This window comes from Mycobacterium sp. ITM-2016-00316 (genome assembly GCF_002968335.2).
In the GTDB taxonomy this organism is placed as follows: domain Bacteria; phylum Actinomycetota; class Actinomycetes; order Mycobacteriales; family Mycobacteriaceae; genus Mycobacterium.
In genome coordinates, this window is sequence record NZ_CP134398.1 from 174,555 (window position 1) to 190,916 (window position 16,362).

Here is a 16,362-nt window from a genome sequence, read left to right on the forward strand (position 1 = left end):
GGGAACAGCGGAGAATCTCAGCTGCACACCGCGCCGACGGCCGCCGATCCGACCAGCTTGGTGTACTTGGCGAGCACACCGGTCTTGTATACCGGGGGCAGCGGCTCGAAACCGGCCTTGCGTGACTCGAACTCGGCCTCGTCGACGAGTAGGTCCAGCGTGCCGTTGGCGACATCGAGACGGATCCGGTCACCGTCGCGCACGAAGGCGATCGGGCCGGCGTCCACCGCTTCGGGCGCGATGTGGCCGACGCACAGGCCGGTGGTGCCCCCGGAGAACCGACCGTCGGTCATCAACAGCACATCCTTGCCGAGTCCGGCGCCCTTGATGGCGCCGGTGATGGCCAGCATCTCGCGCATCCCCGGACCGCCCTTGGGGCCCTCGTACCGGATGACGACGACATCGCCGTGCGTGATGGTGCCGTCCTCCAGCGCATCCAGTGCCGCCCGCTCGCGCTCGAAAACCCTTGCGGTGCCCTCGAACACATCCGAGTCGAAACCCGCCGACTTGACCACGGCGCCCTCCGGCGCCAGCGAGCCGTGCAGGATGGTGATACCGCCGGTGGGGTGGATCGGGTTGTCCATGGCGCGGAGCACCTTGCCGTCGGGGTCCGGCGGTTCGATGTGGGCCAGGTTCTCGGCCATCGTCTTTCCGGTGACGGTCAGGCAATCGCCGTGCAGCAGGCCGGCATCCAGCAGCGCACGCATCACGACCGGCACACCGCCGATCTCATCGACGTGCTTCATCACGTAGGCGCCGAAGGGTTTCACGTCGGCGAGGTGCGGGACCTTCTGCCCTACGCGGGTGAAGTCCGCCAACGTCAGTTCGACGCCCGCCTCCCACGCGATGGCCAGCAGGTGCAGCACCGCGTTGGTGGAACCACCGAACGCCATCACCACGGCGATGGCGTTCTCGAATGCTTCCTTGGTGAGAATGTCGCGGGTGGTGATCCCGCGGCGCAGCAACTCCACGACGGCCTCGCCGGAGCGGCGGGCGTACTCGTCGCGGCGCTTGTCGATGGCGACCGGAGATGCGCTGCCCGGCAACGACATCCCCAGTGCTTCGGCGGCCGAGGCCATGGTGTTGGCGGTGTACATACCGCCGCAGGCGCCCTCACCCGGACAGATGGCGCGCTCGATGATGTCGACGTCCTCGCGGGACATCAACCCGCGCGCACACGCGCCGACCGCCTCGAAGGCGTCGATGATGGTGACTTCCTTCTCGCTGCCGTCGGTCATTTTCGCGACGCCCGGCATGATCGATCCGTTGTAGAGGAAGACGCTGGCCAGGTTCAACCGCGCCGCCGCCATCAGCATGCCGGGGATCGACTTGTCACAACCGGCCAGCAGCACCGAGCCGTCGAGGCGCTCGGCCTGCATGACGGTCTCGACGCTGTCGGCGATCACCTCGCGGGACACCAGCGAGAAGTGCATACCCTCGTGGCCCATCGAGATGCCGTCGGACACCGAGATCGTGCCGAATTCCAGCGGATAGCCGCCGCCGGTGTGCACGCCGGCCTTGACCGCCTGCGCCAGCCGCTGCAGGGACATGTTGCAGGGGGTGATCTCGTTCCACGACGACCCGACGCCGATCTGCGGCTTGGCCCAGTCGTCATCGCCCATGCCGACGGCGCGCAGCATGCCGCGGGCCGCGGTCTTCTCCAGGCCGTCGGTGACATCGCGACTGCGCGGCTTGATGTCGATATCGGCCGTGGTGGGGAGAGAATCTGAGGCTGAGGGCATGAAAATAAGTATGCATTCGGCGTCGTTGCCCGCCCAAACTTATCTTCGATACCCCACTGGGGTACCGGTAGCCTGGGCGCATGAGCCGAACGGGACTACTGGCAGCACTGGCACTCGCTGCGCTGCTCTCGGGCTGCGGTGGCCAGGAATCCCCATCGGCGGGGTCGCCCGCCGCGACGTCGTCGGAGACCGCGGCCCTGACCCCCGGGGTCAACGCCACCGACCGGGCGTTCGCCTACGGGATGCTGGCGCAGCGCCCGCAGGTGGACCAGTTGGTCGCGCTGGCGCGCACCAACTCCGGCAACCCGTCGATGGTTGCCATGGCCGACACGTTGGCCGTCAGCGAGCAGCAGCAGAGCGAGACCATCAACGCGCTGCTGGTGCAGTGGACGGACGGCGAAGAGGGCGGTCAGGGCCCACCGCCCGCCGGGCCGACGCTGTTCGACCGGGGCGCCGTCGAGCGACTCGGGTCGCTGCAGGGCACGGAATTCGACAAACTATGGCTTCAGGTCATGCTCAACCACCACCAGGCGGTGATGACCATGGCTTCCTCCGAGATCAGGGAGGGTGAGGACATCAACGCCAAGACGCTGGCGCAGGCGATCATCACCACCCGCCAGGAAGAGATCGTGCACATGCAGCAGCTGATGGGAGGCATTCCGCGATGAGTGAGGCACCGGAGCACGGCTACTCGCCGCAGAAGGAGAACTACGCCAAACGGCTGCGGCGCATCGAGGGCCAAGTCCGCGGGATCGCCAAGATGATCGACGACGACAAATACTGCATCGACATCCTGACCCAGATCAGCGCGGTCAACAGCGCACTGCAGTCGGTCGCCCTGGGACTGCTCGACGAGCACCTGGGCCACTGCGTCACCCAGGCCGTCGCCGAGGGCGGCACGCAGGCCGACGCCAAGCTCGCCGAGGCGTCGGCCGCCATCGCCCGGCTGGTGCGGTCCTAGCCGACGCTGAGAGAGATCACAGTTGTAACGAACCACGGCCTGACGGCGATGAAAATCCCAGGTCAGTGGTGCAGGTCGGACGGCGACGAGGGGTCCGTCCGGCCTCGCCGGGGGTTGGCTCGCTCCCCTGTTATGACACACTGGTCTGCAGATATGCCTGTGGAGGTGACATATGACGCAGCGGATGAGAACCACACTCGCCAGCGCGTTCCTGGCGGCCGGTTTGGTCGTCGGACTCGGTTTCGGCAGCCCGGCTGCCATGGCGGAACCCCCGGCGCCACCGCCGGCGCCGGCGTTCCCCAACCCGTTCGCACCGCCGCCGGCGGCCGAGCCCGACCCGTTCGCACCGGTCGGGGGCCCGGGTGCGGTGCCCCTGGCGATCCCGGAAGGCACCCCGGCCGGGCAGAACCCGAACCCCTTCATCGGGATGCCGCCGTTCGTCCCGCCGTCCTTCAATCCGGTGAACGGGTCGATCGCGGGCGCGGCGAAGCCGATCTACATCAACTTCCAGCGGCCCATCGCCAACCGGCAGATGGCCCAGGACGCGGTGCACATCACGTCGAACCCGCCGGTGCCCGGGCGGTTCTACTGGGTCACCGACACCCAGCTGCGCTGGCGGCCCCAAGACTTCTGGCCGAAGGGCGCCGTGGTCAGCATCGACGCCGCGGGCACCAAGTCGACGTTCACCGTGCCGGAGCAGCTGGTCGCGACCATCGACGACAGCACCAAGACCATGACCGTGGTGCGCAACGGCGAGGTCGAGAAGGAATTCCCGGTGTCCATGGGCAAGGCCGGCAATGACACCAAGAACGGCACCTATTACGTGCTGGAGAAATTCGCCGACATGGTGATGGACTCCTCGACCTACGGAGTGCCGGTGGATTCCGCCGATGGCTACCGGACCAAGGTCAAGGACGCCGTGCGCATCGACAACAGCGGCATCTTCGTGCACGGCGCGCCGTGGTCGGTTGCCTCGCAGGGCGAAGAGAATGTCAGCCACGGCTGCATCAATCTCAGCCCCGCCGATGCCAAGTGGTTCTTCGACAACTTCGGCAGCGGTGACGCGGTCGTCATCAAGAACACCGACGGCGGGCTCTACGACCAGCCCGACGGTGCGTCCGATTGGCAGATGTTCTAGCCGGACCTCTCATCACGCAGAAATCCCCCGAAGCCTCGCGGTTCGGGGGATTTCTCGTTCGGTGCCTCAGCTCCAGATACGAACCCGGCGCTCCGGCTCCAGGTAGAGGGCATCGTCGGTGCCGACCTCGAACGCATCGTAGAACGCGTCGATATTGCGGATGACGCCATTGCAGCGGAACTCCGGCGGTGAGTGCGGGTCGGTGGCCAGCCGCCGGATCGCTTCGGCATCACGGGATTTCGTGCGCCACACCTGCGCCCAGCCGAACAGCACCCGCTGCACCCCGGTGAGCCCGTCGATCACCGGGGGTTCCTCACCGGCCAGGGAGAGCTCGTAGGCCAGCAGTGCGATGGACAGTCCGCCCAGATCGCCGATGTTCTCCCCGACGGTGAATGCGCCGTTGACGTGATGCGAAGAGTCCAGACTGCGCGGGCTGAAGGTCTCGTACTGATCGATCAACGCTGTTGTGCGCTGCCCGAATTCGGTGCGGTCGGCGTCGGTCCACCAGTCCACCAGATTGCCGTCACCGTCATACTTGGCGCCCTGATCATCGAAGCCGTGCCCGATCTCGTGCCCGATCACCGCACCGATCCCGCCGTAGTTGGCGGCATCGTCGGCTCCCGCATCGAAGAACGGCGGCTGCAGAATCGCTGCCGGGAAGACGATCTCATTCATTCCGGGGTTGTAGTAGGCGTTGACGGTCTGCGGTGTCATGAACCATTCGTCATGGTCGACCGGGCCGCCGAGCTTGGCCAGATCGCGGTCGTACTCGAGGGCGTACCCGCGCTGGTAGTTGCCGTACAGATCGGTGCGGTCGACGACGAGCGCCGAATAGTCGCGCCAGCGTGCGGGATAGCCGATCTTCGGGGTGAACTTGTCGAGCTTGGCCAGCGCGCGTTCCCGGGTCTCGGGGGTCATCCAGGCCAGGTTGGTGATGCTCACCCGGTAGGCCTCACGCAGATTGGCCACCAGCTCGTCCATCCGGGTCTTGGCCTCGGGCGGGAAGTGGCGCTCCACGTAGAGCTTTCCGACGGCGTCACCCATCAGGCTCTCGACCAGGCCCACACCGCGCTTCCAGCGATCGCGGATCGCCTCGGTGCCGCTGAGCGTCTTCCCGTAGAACGCGAAGTTCTCGGCCACCAGTTCGTCGGTGAGCAGTGATGCCCGCGAGCTGACCACCCGCCAGCTCAGCCAGTGCTTCCAGTCCTCCAGCGCCTCGCCGGACCACAGCGCCGCGAACGCGGTCAGATAGTCGGGCTGGCGCACCACCACTTCCTCAGGCGCCGCGCCGAGCGCACCCACCCAGCCGGACCAGTCGAATCCGGGTGCCTCGCCTGCCAATTCGGTGAAGACGCGCAAGTTGTAGGTGAGGTCGGCGTCCCGGCGCTTCACCACATCCCAGTGTGCGGCCGCCAGCTTGGTCTCCAGCGCGACGATCCGGTCGGCGGTGGCGGCATGATCGCCCTCGCCGTGCACCAGCGTGAACATCCGCGCGATGTGCGCGGGGTAGGCCGCCAGGATCTCGGCGTGCGAGGCGTCGCGGTAGTACGACTCGTCGGGCAGCCCGAGCCCGGACTGCGACATGTGCAGCAGGTAGCGGGTGGAGTTCTTGGAGTCGGTGTCGACGTACACGCCGGTGCCGCCGCCGATCCCGGTGCGCTGCAGCCGGCCCAACACGAGGGCAAGCGCCTCCCGGTCGGGGGCGTCCGCGATGGTCGCCAGCTCGGCCAGCAGCGGGGCGACGCCCACCTTGGCGACGGTGTCGGTGTCCATGAAGCTGGCGTACAGGTCACCGATGCGCGCCGCATCAATTGATCCCGAGTTGCGCGCCGCATCGGGCCCGTCGGCCGCAGAGGCCGAGGTGATGATGTCGCGGACCTGCTCCTCGGCGCGATCGGCCAGGGTGCGGAAGGCACCGTCGGTGGCCCGGTCGGCGGGAATGTCGTATTCATCGAGCCAGCGGCCGTTGACATGGCCGAACAGGTCATCCTGGGGACGCACCTCGGAGTCGACGAAACGCAGATCGATACCGGAACGAATATCACTATCCAGAGTCACTCTCACATCCTGCCAGAGCCGGCGATCCCGGCACCGGTAGCCTCACGGCCATGCCTGATGAGCAAACCCGGGGGCTTTCCGCGTACGGCATCGCCGCCATCGTGTTCGGCGTGATCGGAGTGGCCGCCGCGGTCCTGGCAACGATGATCTGGTCCGGACACCGCGGCGAGGTCGCCGAACGGGTACACCAGACCGAGGTGCTGCAGGCGGCCGCGGACTGGACAGGACTGCTGATCAACTTGAACAAGGATTCGGCCGCAGCGAACCTGCAGCAGCTGCGCGACGGCACCGTCGGCCAGCTCAACGTGGAGTTCGACAACACCATGGAGCCGTTCACCAGCCTGGTGACCAAGCTGGATTCCAAGACCGTCGGCCAGGTCGAGTCGGTGTCCATCGAGACGCTGCACCACCAGAGCGGGGACGCACAGGGCCGGCCGCCGGAGGACTCCCAGCCCGAACTGGCGACGGTCGCCTCGCGCACCGACACCGTGCTGGTGGTGGCGACCTCGGTGAACCAGAACGCCGGCGCGGAACCGACAACCGTGCGCTGGCATCTGCGCCTGGATGTCGCCGACGTGGACGGCACGCTGCTGATCTCGCAGCTGGAGACGATCCGATGAGGAACCGGCTGCGCGTACTCGCCGTCGACATCGTGGCCCCGCTGGCCGCGATTGCGGCGCTGGTGTTCATCGGTGCGGCGCTGGACTGGCCGCGCTGGTGGGTGGCGGTGTGCACCGCGCTGGCGTTGTTGATCGTGCAGGGTGTGGTGGTCAACCTGGTGCTCTACCGCCGTGACGGGGTCACCGTCGGCACCGACGACGACGGGCCGGTGCTGCGCTTCGGCGTCGTCACCGCCGCCGCGGTGGCGCTGGCCGTCGGAGTGTTCGTCGGCTACACGCAGTGGACAGTCCCGGACCGCAATCTCAACCGCGACAGCGCCGAGGTCGTGGGCATCGCCAGCAGCGTCTCGGAGGCCTCGGCGACGTTCTCGCCGAGCAGTCCCAATGCGTCGATCGACCGGGCCACCGCCTTGATGTCACCGCGCCGGGCCGAGGCCTATCGCAGCGAATTCGCCGCGGTGGCAAAGGATCTGACCAGCCGCAACATCTCCGGTCAGGCGCAGACCGTGTCGGCCGGGGTGGAGGCCATCGGGCCGGCGGTGGCCAGCGTCGCCGTCGTGATGCGGGGCACCCAGAACGCGCCGGGCAAGCCCGCCGATGTGGCGGTGCTCGCGCTGCGCGTGACGCTGGAAAAGGAAGGCGGCAGGTGGCTGGTGACCGACGTGACGCCGATCAACGCCCGCTGACGGGCAGTGGAACTCAGCCGGAGTTGGCGGCGCGCTGGGCGCGGATCCGGGCAAACCGGTCCGAAAGCCGGCGCATGCGGATCATCATCGAGGCCGACGGTGTGGTGGCCGCATCCATGAAGCCGGTGAATTCGTCGCTGGGAACCCCGATGCGGGAGGCGAACTCCGGGGCGCCGAGACCCGAGCGTTCCAGCAACTGGCGTACGTGGCGGGCCACCTCGTCACGTTCGTTTGCCTCAAGGTGCTCTCGGGCCTTCTCCAGGACCTCGGCCAACGCCGCCGACACGCCATAGGGCTGCTCGGTTTCCAGCACCTCTTCGACCTGACGGGCGGTCCTGCCGAAGGGATCGCGCTTGATGGCGGCGACGATGCGCTGCCACACGCCCAGATCATCGTTGTCGAGGGCGGCCCGGATCGCCGACGTCGGCCAGAATTCGACCGGCCGGTCGTCGGGACGGGCGAATTTCCCGTCGCTGCGCTCGCCCGGACCGAAGTTCGGATCGTCCTGTCGGCTCGGCGAGGGCTTCGCGGCCAAACTCACTTAGCCTCCTCCAGCATCGCTACGGCCACCGACAGGCATCGCTGCCGGACAGTGGCCCAATCGGCATCGGTCGATTCCGGCGCATCCGGATCGTCCGATGGGCGTGGGTCTGCCAGGCGTCGAACCAGTTGCGTGGCCACCCATTGCGCCCGCGGGCGCTGTCCACAGTAATACCGGTCCATTCCGGTGAGGACGCGGGCCGCGGTGTGGGTTTCCATGGAATCCACCAGCCGGGCGAACTCGGTGTAGTCCTTGGTGCTGTTGCGGCACATCAGCAGGTAGCCCTTCAGCCGCAGCGTCTCGGCGCCGGTCGGGATGAGCAGCCGGTCACCGGTGGGCAGCTGGACATTGGTGGCCTCCATCGGGCCGCGCCGCTGGACCGGGAGGCGCTCGGAGTCCGAGGCGGTGGCCAGCGCGTCGAGTGCGACGTTGAGCCGTCCCCGCCACATCGTGATCGGGTGCAGGGGACGGGCCGCGGTGTTCGTCGGGATGCGCCCGCTGAACCGCCGCGCGCCGACGACATCGGGTGCCGGGCCGCAGCCGCTGAACGCCAGCGGATCGGGCACCACCACGGTGTGCGGGGCAAGGCTTTTCAGCTTGGCGGCGGACTTGACCACCATCCGCAGGTCCGCCCCGGGGGCGGCGGCGGCGGTTTCGGGGACCATCACCAGGTCGCTGATGTCGACCTTGGGTAGCGGCTTCTCGAAGTCGACCGACGGCAGGATCCGGTCCAGCCAGCGCGGCAGCCACCAATTCCACTGATCGAACATCGCCATCAACGCCGGCACCAGCACCAGCCGCACGATCGTGGCGTCCACCGCGATGGCCGTCGCGCAGGCCACCCCGATCTGGGCGACCAGGGGCATACCCGCGAACGCGAAACCGATGAACACCGCGATCATGATCAGCGCCGCGCTGGTGATGGTGCGGGCGCTGGTCGACACTCCGTAGGTGACGGCGTCACGGGTGTTGTTGGTGATCAGGTACCGCTCCCGGATCCGGGTCAGCAGGAAGATCTCGTAGTCCATCGACAGACCGAAGGTGATGGCCAGGACCAACGGCGGGACGGTGCTGTCCAGCGACTCGAGCGGGGCGAAGCCGAGATCTTCCAGCCAGCCCCACTGGAACACCACCACCAAGCTGCCATAGGCGGCCCCCACGGACAGCACGGTCATCAGCACGCCCTTGAGGGCGAGGAACACCGACCGGATGGCGATCAGCAGCATCAGGAATGCGATCACCGACACGAAGACGAACACCAACGGCTGGACGGTCGAGACCTGATCGTCGAAGTCCTTGATCAACGCCGTGGGGCCACCCACGTCGATGCGCAGGTTGCTGTCGACACCGGGTAGCTCGGCGCGCAACCAGTCGACGGCCTCGCGGGCCCGGAAGTCTTCGGGGTCCACCGAGAGCACCGCGGACAGCAACGCGCTGTCATTGTCCCTACCGAACGCCGGCGGGGACACCTCCGCGACATTGGGTCCCTGGGCCATCCGCTGCCCGATGGTGTCCAGGGTGCTCCGCGACGCCGGGCTGTCCGCGCCGCCGTCGGGGAAGGTCACCAATACCCGCACCGGACCGAGCGCGCCCGGTCCCAGCGCCTCGGACGCGGCGTTCACGCCGCCGCGGATCTCATGGCTGGGGTCGAACTGGCGCAGCATGCTGTTGCCGAGCGTCATCGCGAACGCCGGGGCGGCCATGATGAGCAGGACGGCGGCCGCCAGCGAAGCCGACAGCCAGGGCCGTCGCATCACGGCACCGATCCAGCGGGTCCAGAAGCGGGACTGGGTGACATCCGGGCGTCGCGACCAGTGCAGCAGCCGCGAGCGTTTGGCCGCGGAGCGTCCGAAGGTGGCCAGCACCGCCGGGGTCAGCGTGGTCGAGGTGAGGACCGCGACGGCGACGGCGAGGATGGCACCGGTCGCCATGGACTGCAGCACCGGGGTGTTGATCAGGTAGATGCCGGTGACCGAGGCGATCACGGTGGCACCGGAGAGCACGACGGCCAGCCCGGAGGTCGCCATCGCCGCGTCGACGGCCTGCGCCGAATCCCGGCCGGCCCGGAGCTCCTCGCGATATCGCATCAGGATGAACAGGGAATAGTCGACCGCCAACGCGATCCCGAACATCGACACCGTCGATGTCGCGAACACGCTCATCGTGGTGACCGAGGACAACAGGAACACCACACCCATCGTCACCACCACGGTGCACATCCCGAGCAGCAACGGCATCGCCGCGGCGGCCAGGGAACCGAACACCGCGAGCAGGATGACTAGGACGATCGGGAGGTTCCACTTCTCGGCCTGCGCGATGTCGTGTTTGGTCGCCTGCTGGGCGGCGGCCCCGAGCGCACCCTGTCCGATGACGTAGAGCCGGACCTTGCCGTTCTCGGACTGTCCCGCGGCCTCACCCTCGATGCCGACCTTGTCGCGCAGCTGATTGGCGATGTCGACGGCACCGCTGTTGTTGAAGTCCATCTGCAGCTGGACCACGTAGGGCCGATCCGGTGCCGGGGGCGGCTGTCGCGGGTTCGGTACTTCGGTGATGCTGGGCACCTCGGTGGCGATGCGTTGCAGCTGTGCGACGGCGGCGTTCATGTCCTCGAACGACGCGTCCGCCCGCGGGACGGCCACCAGGGCCAGCGGTGAGGCGCCCTGGTCCGGGAACTGCTCCTCGATCTGGTGCTGTACGCGCAGCGACTGCGAGCCCGCGACTTCGAAGCCACCGCCAGTGAGCTGGTCGGACTGGTTCATCGCCAGGTACACGGAGGGCACCAGAAGCAGAACCCAGACCACAAACACCGCCCAGCGATATCTGCGCAGGTTGCTGCTCAAGCGCATCATGAACTGCTGGATGGCGCCCTCTGCCTTTCTCCCCGCTGGCTGGTAGCGAGAGCCTACCGCAGCAGTCTGTGAGGTGGCGGGGCGTCGATTCCACTGTGACCAGGCCGGAATGTTCGCGTTTGCCGGCGTCGGCACCGGACACACCCAGGGCGACCAGCAAGTTTGCTGTGCGGATTGGTCGCGGGGTGCCGCGGATGGCATGATGGCCCCTGATCGTTTCTGGGTCGGGGATTCGAGCACCGCCGATCGCGACTGTTCGCGAGCGGTATCACGTGCATCACTCGAAGGAGTTACCCATGACTGTCACCACTGCGCCGCTGCGCCGCGGACTGTTCGCTGCGTTCGCTGGATCCGCGATCGGAGGGGCCGCGCTGCTCGGCATGTCCGCGGTGGGCGCGCCCGCAGCCGGTGCCGCGCCGGATCCGTGCGCCGCCAGCCACATCGCCAAGACCGTCGGCTCGGTCGCCACCTCGATGGGCACCTACCTGGAGGCACACCCGGCGGCCAACCAGTCACTCACCGCCATCGCGGCCCAACCGGCCGGCCCGCAGTCGCTGGTGGCGACGAAGAACTATCTGGATGCCAACCCCGAGACGGCCGCGGATCTGCAGCAGTTGCAGGCTCCGCTGGTGAAACTGTCGACCCAGTGCAAGCTACCGGTGACGTTGCCCCAGCTGCTCGGCCTGGTGCAGGCCGCTCAGGCGCCGGCCACGAACCTGCCGGGTGGTCTGGACGCGCTGGCCAATGTCGGTGCCCAGGGTGCCGCCGAGGTGGTGTCCTCGGGCACCGTGCCCGGCGTCGGTTCATTGACCGGTCCTGCCGCTGCCACACGCTGACACCGCTGATGCGGCCATAATCCAGGAGTGCGCACACACGAGCATTCGCCGTCGGAGAACACCGGCCGCACTGTCCTGATGGTCGACGACGATCCGGATGTGCGTACGTCGGTGGCCCGCGGGCTGCGCCATTCCGGGTTCGACGTCCGGGTCGCCTCCAACGGCAAGGAGGCCCTCCGGATGCTCTCCAACGAGGCGCACGACGCGCTGGTACTGGATGTGCAGATGCCCGAACTGGACGGTGTCGCCGTGGTGACGGCGCTGCGGGCGCTCGGCAACGACATCCCGATTTGCGTGCTGTCGGCGCGCGATACCGTCAACGACCGCATCGCCGGTCTGGAGGCGGGCGCCGACGACTATCTGACGAAACCGTTCGATCTGGGCGAGCTGGTGGCACGGCTGCATGCCCTGCTGCGGCGGGCCAGCCATTCCGAACAGGAATCGGACGTCATGATCGTGGGCCCGCTGACCATCGACACCGCGCGGCGCCTGGTCTACGTGGACGGTGAACGCGCCGATCTGACCAAGCGCGAATTCGATCTGCTGGCGGTGCTGGCCGAGAACGCCGGTGTGGTGCTCACCCGGCAGCGTCTGTTGGAGCTGGTGTGGGGTTACGACTTCGACGTCGACACCAACGTCGCCGACGTCTTCATCTCCTATCTGCGGCGCAAGCTGGAACGTGAGGACCGCCCGCGGGTCATCCACACCGTGCGCGGCATCGGGTACGTGCTGCGGGAGGAGGCGTAATGAGAAGGGGCCGCCGATGCGCTTATCTCTGCCCCTGATCGGCCGGTCGGCCTCCCTGCGAACCCGGGTCGCCGTCGCCTCCGCGATCGCGGCCTCCGCGGTGGTCGCCGCTTTCACGGTGCTGACCACCGTCGTGCTGGTCAACAACGATGCGGCACAACTCGATCGGCGCCTGGACTCGATCGTCGAGGCCAGCATGTTCCCCGAGCAGCTGTCCGATCCGCGCCGCGGGGTGCTCACCACCGGCCGGTCACGGTCCAGCGGCCAGGTGATGTTCCAGCGCGGATTCCAGCTACCTGCGTTGCCGCCGGGCACCGAGACCGTCGAGGTCAACGGCGTGGAGTACCGGGTCCGCACCATCCCGATGGACCAGCAGGGTGGCGGTGTGCTGCTGTCGATCGGCATCCGCGCCGACAGTATCCTCTTGAGCCAGGCCAGAATTCCGATCTACATCGCCGTCGGTGTGCTGACCGTGCTGGTGGCGGCCGGATTCGGCTGGCTGCTGGCCGGGCCCGCCGTCCGGCCGCTGCGCAGGCTCACCGAACAGACCAAGCTGCTCGGCAACGGCGCCAAACCGGGTGCGCAGATGCCGGCCGTCACCGGCGCCCGGGAAGCCGAGGAATTGTCCGATGCGATGGCGGGCATGCTCAGCAGGCTGGTGGCCGCCCAGCAGGCGACGACCCGGTCTCTGCAGGCCGCACAGGATTTCGCGGCCAACGCCGCGCACGAACTGCGTACCCCGCTGACCGCGATGCGCGCGGACCTGGACACCCTGCGCATCCACGATCTGCCGACCGAGGAGCGCGAGGAGGTGGTGGCCGACCTGCTGCGCGCACAGCGCAGAGTCGAAGCGATCATCACCGCGCTGGGTCAACTGGCGTCGGGTCAATTGGCGCAGGCCGAGGACCGCGAACTGATCGACATCACCGATCTGCTGGACCGGGTGGCGCGCGAGAACGCGCGCACCGATGCGCCGGTGGAGATCACGGTGGAGGCCGGCGACGATCTCGGCATGGTGTGGGGATGGCCCGGTGGTCTGCGCCTGGCGGTCGACAATCTGGTGCGCAACGCCGTCGCACACGGAGCGGCGCAGCGGATCGTGCTGTCCGGGATCCGCGGCGCGGACCGGCAGTTGCGCATCGTGGTCGACGATGACGGGCGCGGACTGCCCGCCGAGGAGCGCACGGCGGTGCTCGGCCGGTTCGCGCGGGGGAGCACCGCCGCGCCCGGCGGTTCGGGTCTGGGACTGGCGCTGGTCACCCAGCAGGCGGCACTGCACGGTGGCCGGCTGGAACTCTCGGACAGCCCACTGGGCGGGCTGCGGGCGACGCTGACGATCTCCGACCGTGCCCCGGATCAGATCGAAGACAGCGAGCAGCCCTCGGCGGTCAGCGCCGCGCCAGAACCGTCGCGATGGCGCGCCAGCCGAGCAGCAGGACGGCGGTCGTGATCGAGGCCACCACGATGAAGCTGCCTGCCGTGCCCGCGGAGGTGGCTTTGCGCAACAACATTCCGACGACCACGGTGAACACCCAGATGATCAGCCCGGTCGGATAGAGGCTTGCGGGCCGCTGCCAGGCCCGCGCGGCCAGCCAGCCTGCCAGCGTTCCGGTCAGAAACGGCCACGCCGTCTCGGCGATACCGGCGACGGTGAGCCCCTCGGCGTGGCTACGCCTGCCGATGGTGCAGAAGACCACGACGCACACCAGGTCGGTCAGCAGCGCCACCAGCGGGCGCGGGCGTTCATTCATCGGCGTAGTCCATCACATCGGAAACCAGTGGGGCGCGCCCGGTTTCATCCCGCGCAGTCACACCGGGCTGCAGGGGCGCGGGCTTGCCTGCCAACACGGTGTCGACGGCGTCGCCGTCTGGGCCGACACCCCCCGAGGTCCGTGCGGTGAGCCGGAACGCGTCGATGACAAACGGCAGCCCGTCGGCCTTGAGCGGGTCCGGCCCGTCCATCACGTGGAAGTGCAGGTGTGGTGCGTCGGTGTTCCCGCTGTTGCCCAGCTGCCCGAGCACCTGCCCGGTGCTCAGCCGGTCGCCGGGTTTCACCGCGACCGAACCGGTCTTCAGGTGCGCATAGAACGCGTAGTTACCGCCACCGATGTCCTGCACCACATGATTACCGCCGTACTCGTCCAGCCGCAGCCCGGTGGGGTTGACGCCGGGCACCTGCTCGGGCAGCCCGTCGAGGACGGCCACCACCGGGCCGTCGGCGACGGCGTGGACATCGGCGCCGAAATACGGATAGCCCGACACGTCGTCGACCTTGCCGTCGAACAGCCGGCCGTCGGGCATCAGCTGCACGTAGTCGATGGCGAAACGCTCGGCACCCCAGAGTTCGCCGTCGATCGGGTTGATCGCCATCCGGTGCGGGGTCATCCCGCAGCAGCCGTTGGCATCCCACCACTGCGGTCCGCGCAGCGGTGCGGCGATGCTCACCGGTTCCCGTGTCTGCACGGTCACCGGCGCGACGGTCTCGGTCACCTCGGCGGGCAGCAGCGGTGGCATCGGCTGGGTCAACGTCACCTTGACCTGGTGATCGAGTTCGGTTGGTGTCTGACCGTTCTCGGTGATGACGTCCAGCCAGACCAGCGCGGACTGCGAGGGCCCGAGTTCGGCGGTCGGGACTGTGGTGCCGAGCACCCGCGTACGGTCGGCGAGCTCGGCGCCGGCCAGTGTCAGCAGCGGATCGCCATCGCCCGGACGTACCACCACCGAGTCCACGGTGATGTCCTGATTCATCGAATTCGTCAGCAGCAGTTCGTAGACCAGGTGGGTGCGGCCATCGGTGGCGGGCACCGGTACCGGTGCGGCCAACACCCGGGCCAGCAGTGGGGTGGCGACCGGAGCGGCTGCGGGTGCCGCGGGCGTGCTCGGCGTCGGCGTGGGGGCGGGAGCGGGAGCCGGCGTGGTCGCCGACGTCTCGGTGCTCGCCTGCTCGGTGCTGGGCGCACAGCCGACCAGCACCACCAAGGCGGTGAGAGTCACTGCGGTGAAAGGGGTTCGGCGCTTCACGGGTCTCCTGCTTGCTGCGGTCGGTCATCCGGTGCGTCGGGGTCGATGTCCATCTCGGTGCGGAACATGAAGAAGAAGACCACCCAGCCGATCGCCGAGATGAAGATCCAGCTGACGAGTCGGTAGATGAGCATGGCCGAGATCGCCGCGGCGAGTGTCATCCCGCTGGACACCAGGCCAGGCACCAGCACCGCCTCCACCACCAGCAGCCCACCCGGCATCAGCGGGATGGATCCGACCGCGCGTGCGGCGGCGTAGGCCACCGTCAGCGCCGCCAGCGACGGGTGCCCGCCCGCGGCGTACGCGGCGAAGGCCAGGCAGGCGACATCGGCGATCCAGTTGAACAACGACCACCCGAAGGCGTTGCCGAGCGCACGACGGCTCAGCTGCACCGATTCCAGCTGGCGCAGCAGCTCGCGCCATTTGTCCAGCCAGGTGTCCGTCGGTTTGCCACGCAGCGAGTTGAACCAGGACAACAGCCGGACGCCGATGCCGTCGAGCTGCTGGGGGTTCGACGCCACCGATTGGGCGAGCACGAGCAGCAGGAAGAACCCGCCGAGGGTGAAGATCAGCGAGAGCGGGTTCTTGCTGGCGCCCAGCAGGAAAGCCCCGCCGAGGCCCAGCAATGCCAGGCCGACCGCCTGTAGCACCCCCGACATCACCAGCTGCCAGGACGCCACCACGGGGGAGGCGCCCCAGATGCGCTGCTGGCGGTAGACGAAGGTGGCCGAGAGCACCGGTCCGCCGGGCAGCGTGGTGGACAACGCGTTCCCGGCGTAGAACGCCGCCTCGGACCGCCACTGCCGCACCGTGACACCCGCCGAGCGCAGCAGGGTGCGCTGGATCTGCGCGAAGCTGTGCATGGACGCCATCGCCGCGACGACCGCGGCCAGTACCCACCACCAGTTCGCCGACAGCAGACTGACCCAGGCCTTGGCCAGCTGATCCCACACCAGCACCAGTTCGACGGTCAGCACCAGCACGGCGACGGCGAGGACGGCCCACCGCACCCACCAGTACCTGCCCCGGGGACGCGCGTCCTGGCCAGGGGCGTCGCTCATCGGCGCGTCGTGCGACACGCTCTACAGGGTAACGGCGCGTGGACCGGGTACCCGCCGGTTCTCCGCGGCGCGCCGTGCACCGGGGCCGAGAGTCAGCAGGTC

General features: G+C 68.2%; 15 protein-coding genes. 8 read left to right on the forward strand and 7 right to left on the reverse strand.

Annotated features, from left to right (window positions below; translation table 11 throughout):
- Nucleotides 1-17: 17 nt before the first annotated feature.
- Nucleotides 18-1,742, reverse strand: coding sequence for a dihydroxy-acid dehydratase (gene ilvD / locus C6A86_RS00820; protein ID WP_105364969.1), 1,725 nt, complete (start codon nt 1,740-1,742; stop codon nt 18-20).
- Nucleotides 1,743-1,822: 80 nt separating this feature from the next.
- On the opposite strand from ilvD, the gene C6A86_RS00825 reads away from it, so the two are divergent.
- The 3 genes from C6A86_RS00825 (at nt 1,823) to C6A86_RS00835 (ending at nt 3,841) form a co-directional block, all read left to right on the forward strand.
- Nucleotides 1,823-2,410, forward strand: a complete 588-nt coding sequence (locus C6A86_RS00825; RefSeq protein WP_105364970.1) for a DUF305 domain-containing protein — start codon at nt 1,823-1,825, stop codon at nt 2,408-2,410.
- Entirely contained in the window at nt 2,407-2,703 is a 297-nt protein-coding gene (locus C6A86_RS00830; protein WP_105364971.1) for a metal-sensitive transcriptional regulator, read from the forward strand. The genes C6A86_RS00825 and C6A86_RS00830 overlap by 4 nt, the downstream gene beginning before the upstream one ends.
- Nucleotides 2,704-2,875: 172 nt before the next feature.
- Nucleotides 2,876-3,841 carry a L,D-transpeptidase family protein gene (locus tag C6A86_RS00835; RefSeq protein ID WP_105364972.1) on the forward strand — a complete coding sequence of 322 codons (966 nt, stop codon included), beginning with the start codon at nt 2,876-2,878 and terminating at the stop codon, nt 3,839-3,841.
- Between the two features lie 66 nt (nt 3,842-3,907).
- Here the strand turns inward: C6A86_RS00835 and C6A86_RS00840 are convergent, their stop codons facing one another.
- A complete protein-coding gene (locus tag C6A86_RS00840) occupies nt 3,908-5,899 on the reverse strand; it encodes a M13 family metallopeptidase (RefSeq protein ID WP_199196317.1) in 1,992 nt (663 codons plus the stop codon).
- A gap of 50 nt (nt 5,900-5,949) precedes the next feature.
- Between C6A86_RS00840 and C6A86_RS00845 the strand changes: the two genes are divergently transcribed.
- Nucleotides 5,950-6,519, forward strand: a complete 570-nt coding sequence (locus C6A86_RS00845; RefSeq protein ID WP_105364974.1) for a hypothetical protein — start codon at nt 5,950-5,952, stop codon at nt 6,517-6,519.
- Nucleotides 6,516-7,205, forward strand: a complete 690-nt coding sequence (locus C6A86_RS00850) for a hypothetical protein (RefSeq protein ID WP_105364975.1) — start codon at nt 6,516-6,518, stop codon at nt 7,203-7,205. The genes C6A86_RS00845 and C6A86_RS00850 overlap by 4 nt, the downstream gene beginning before the upstream one ends.
- A gap of 13 nt (nt 7,206-7,218) precedes the next feature.
- Here C6A86_RS00850 and C6A86_RS00855 read toward each other — a convergent pair whose 3' ends face one another.
- Together C6A86_RS00855 and C6A86_RS00860 are read right to left on the reverse strand one after the other, a co-directional pair.
- Nucleotides 7,219-7,620, reverse strand: a complete 402-nt coding sequence (locus tag C6A86_RS00855; RefSeq protein ID WP_105364993.1) for a transcriptional regulator — start codon at nt 7,618-7,620, stop codon at nt 7,219-7,221.
- Between the two features lie 122 nt (nt 7,621-7,742).
- Complete coding sequence (locus C6A86_RS00860; RefSeq protein WP_105364976.1) at nt 7,743-10,595, reverse strand: MMPL family transporter; 2,853 nt, start codon at nt 10,593-10,595, stop codon at nt 7,743-7,745.
- A 296-nt stretch (nt 10,596-10,891) separates the two neighbouring features.
- Between C6A86_RS00860 and C6A86_RS00865 the strand changes: the two genes are divergently transcribed.
- From C6A86_RS00865 to C6A86_RS00875, 3 genes are all read left to right on the forward strand, one after another.
- Nucleotides 10,892-11,431, forward strand: a complete 540-nt coding sequence (locus C6A86_RS00865; RefSeq protein ID WP_105364977.1) for a hemophore — start codon at nt 10,892-10,894, stop codon at nt 11,429-11,431.
- A gap of 78 nt (nt 11,432-11,509) precedes the next feature.
- Entirely contained in the window at nt 11,510-12,178 is a 669-nt protein-coding gene (locus C6A86_RS00870; RefSeq protein ID WP_199196320.1) for a response regulator transcription factor, read from the forward strand.
- A 16-nt stretch (nt 12,179-12,194) separates the two neighbouring features.
- Complete coding sequence (locus tag C6A86_RS00875) at nt 12,195-13,628, forward strand: HAMP domain-containing sensor histidine kinase (protein WP_105364979.1); 1,434 nt, start codon at nt 12,195-12,197, stop codon at nt 13,626-13,628.
- On the opposite strand, the gene C6A86_RS00880 is transcribed toward C6A86_RS00875, so the two are convergent.
- The 3 genes from C6A86_RS00880 to C6A86_RS00890 are packed head-to-tail and all read right to left on the reverse strand — an operon-like array spanning nt 13,567 to nt 16,278.
- Nucleotides 13,567-13,929, reverse strand: a complete 363-nt coding sequence (locus tag C6A86_RS00880; RefSeq protein WP_105364980.1) for a DUF3054 domain-containing protein — start codon at nt 13,927-13,929, stop codon at nt 13,567-13,569. The two genes, C6A86_RS00875 and C6A86_RS00880, sit on opposite strands and share 62 nt — an antisense overlap.
- Complete coding sequence (locus C6A86_RS00885; RefSeq protein WP_199196319.1) at nt 13,922-15,199, reverse strand: M23 family metallopeptidase; 1,278 nt, start codon at nt 15,197-15,199, stop codon at nt 13,922-13,924. The genes C6A86_RS00880 and C6A86_RS00885 overlap by 8 nt, the downstream gene beginning before the upstream one ends.
- The gene (locus C6A86_RS00890) at nt 15,196-16,278 is read right to left on the reverse strand and encodes a YbhN family protein (protein ID WP_105364981.1); all 1,083 of its coding nucleotides are present in this window, start codon (nt 16,276-16,278) and stop codon (nt 15,196-15,198) included. Before C6A86_RS00890 ends, C6A86_RS00885 begins: the two co-directional genes overlap by 4 nt.
- Nucleotides 16,279-16,362: the final 84 nt, after the last annotated feature.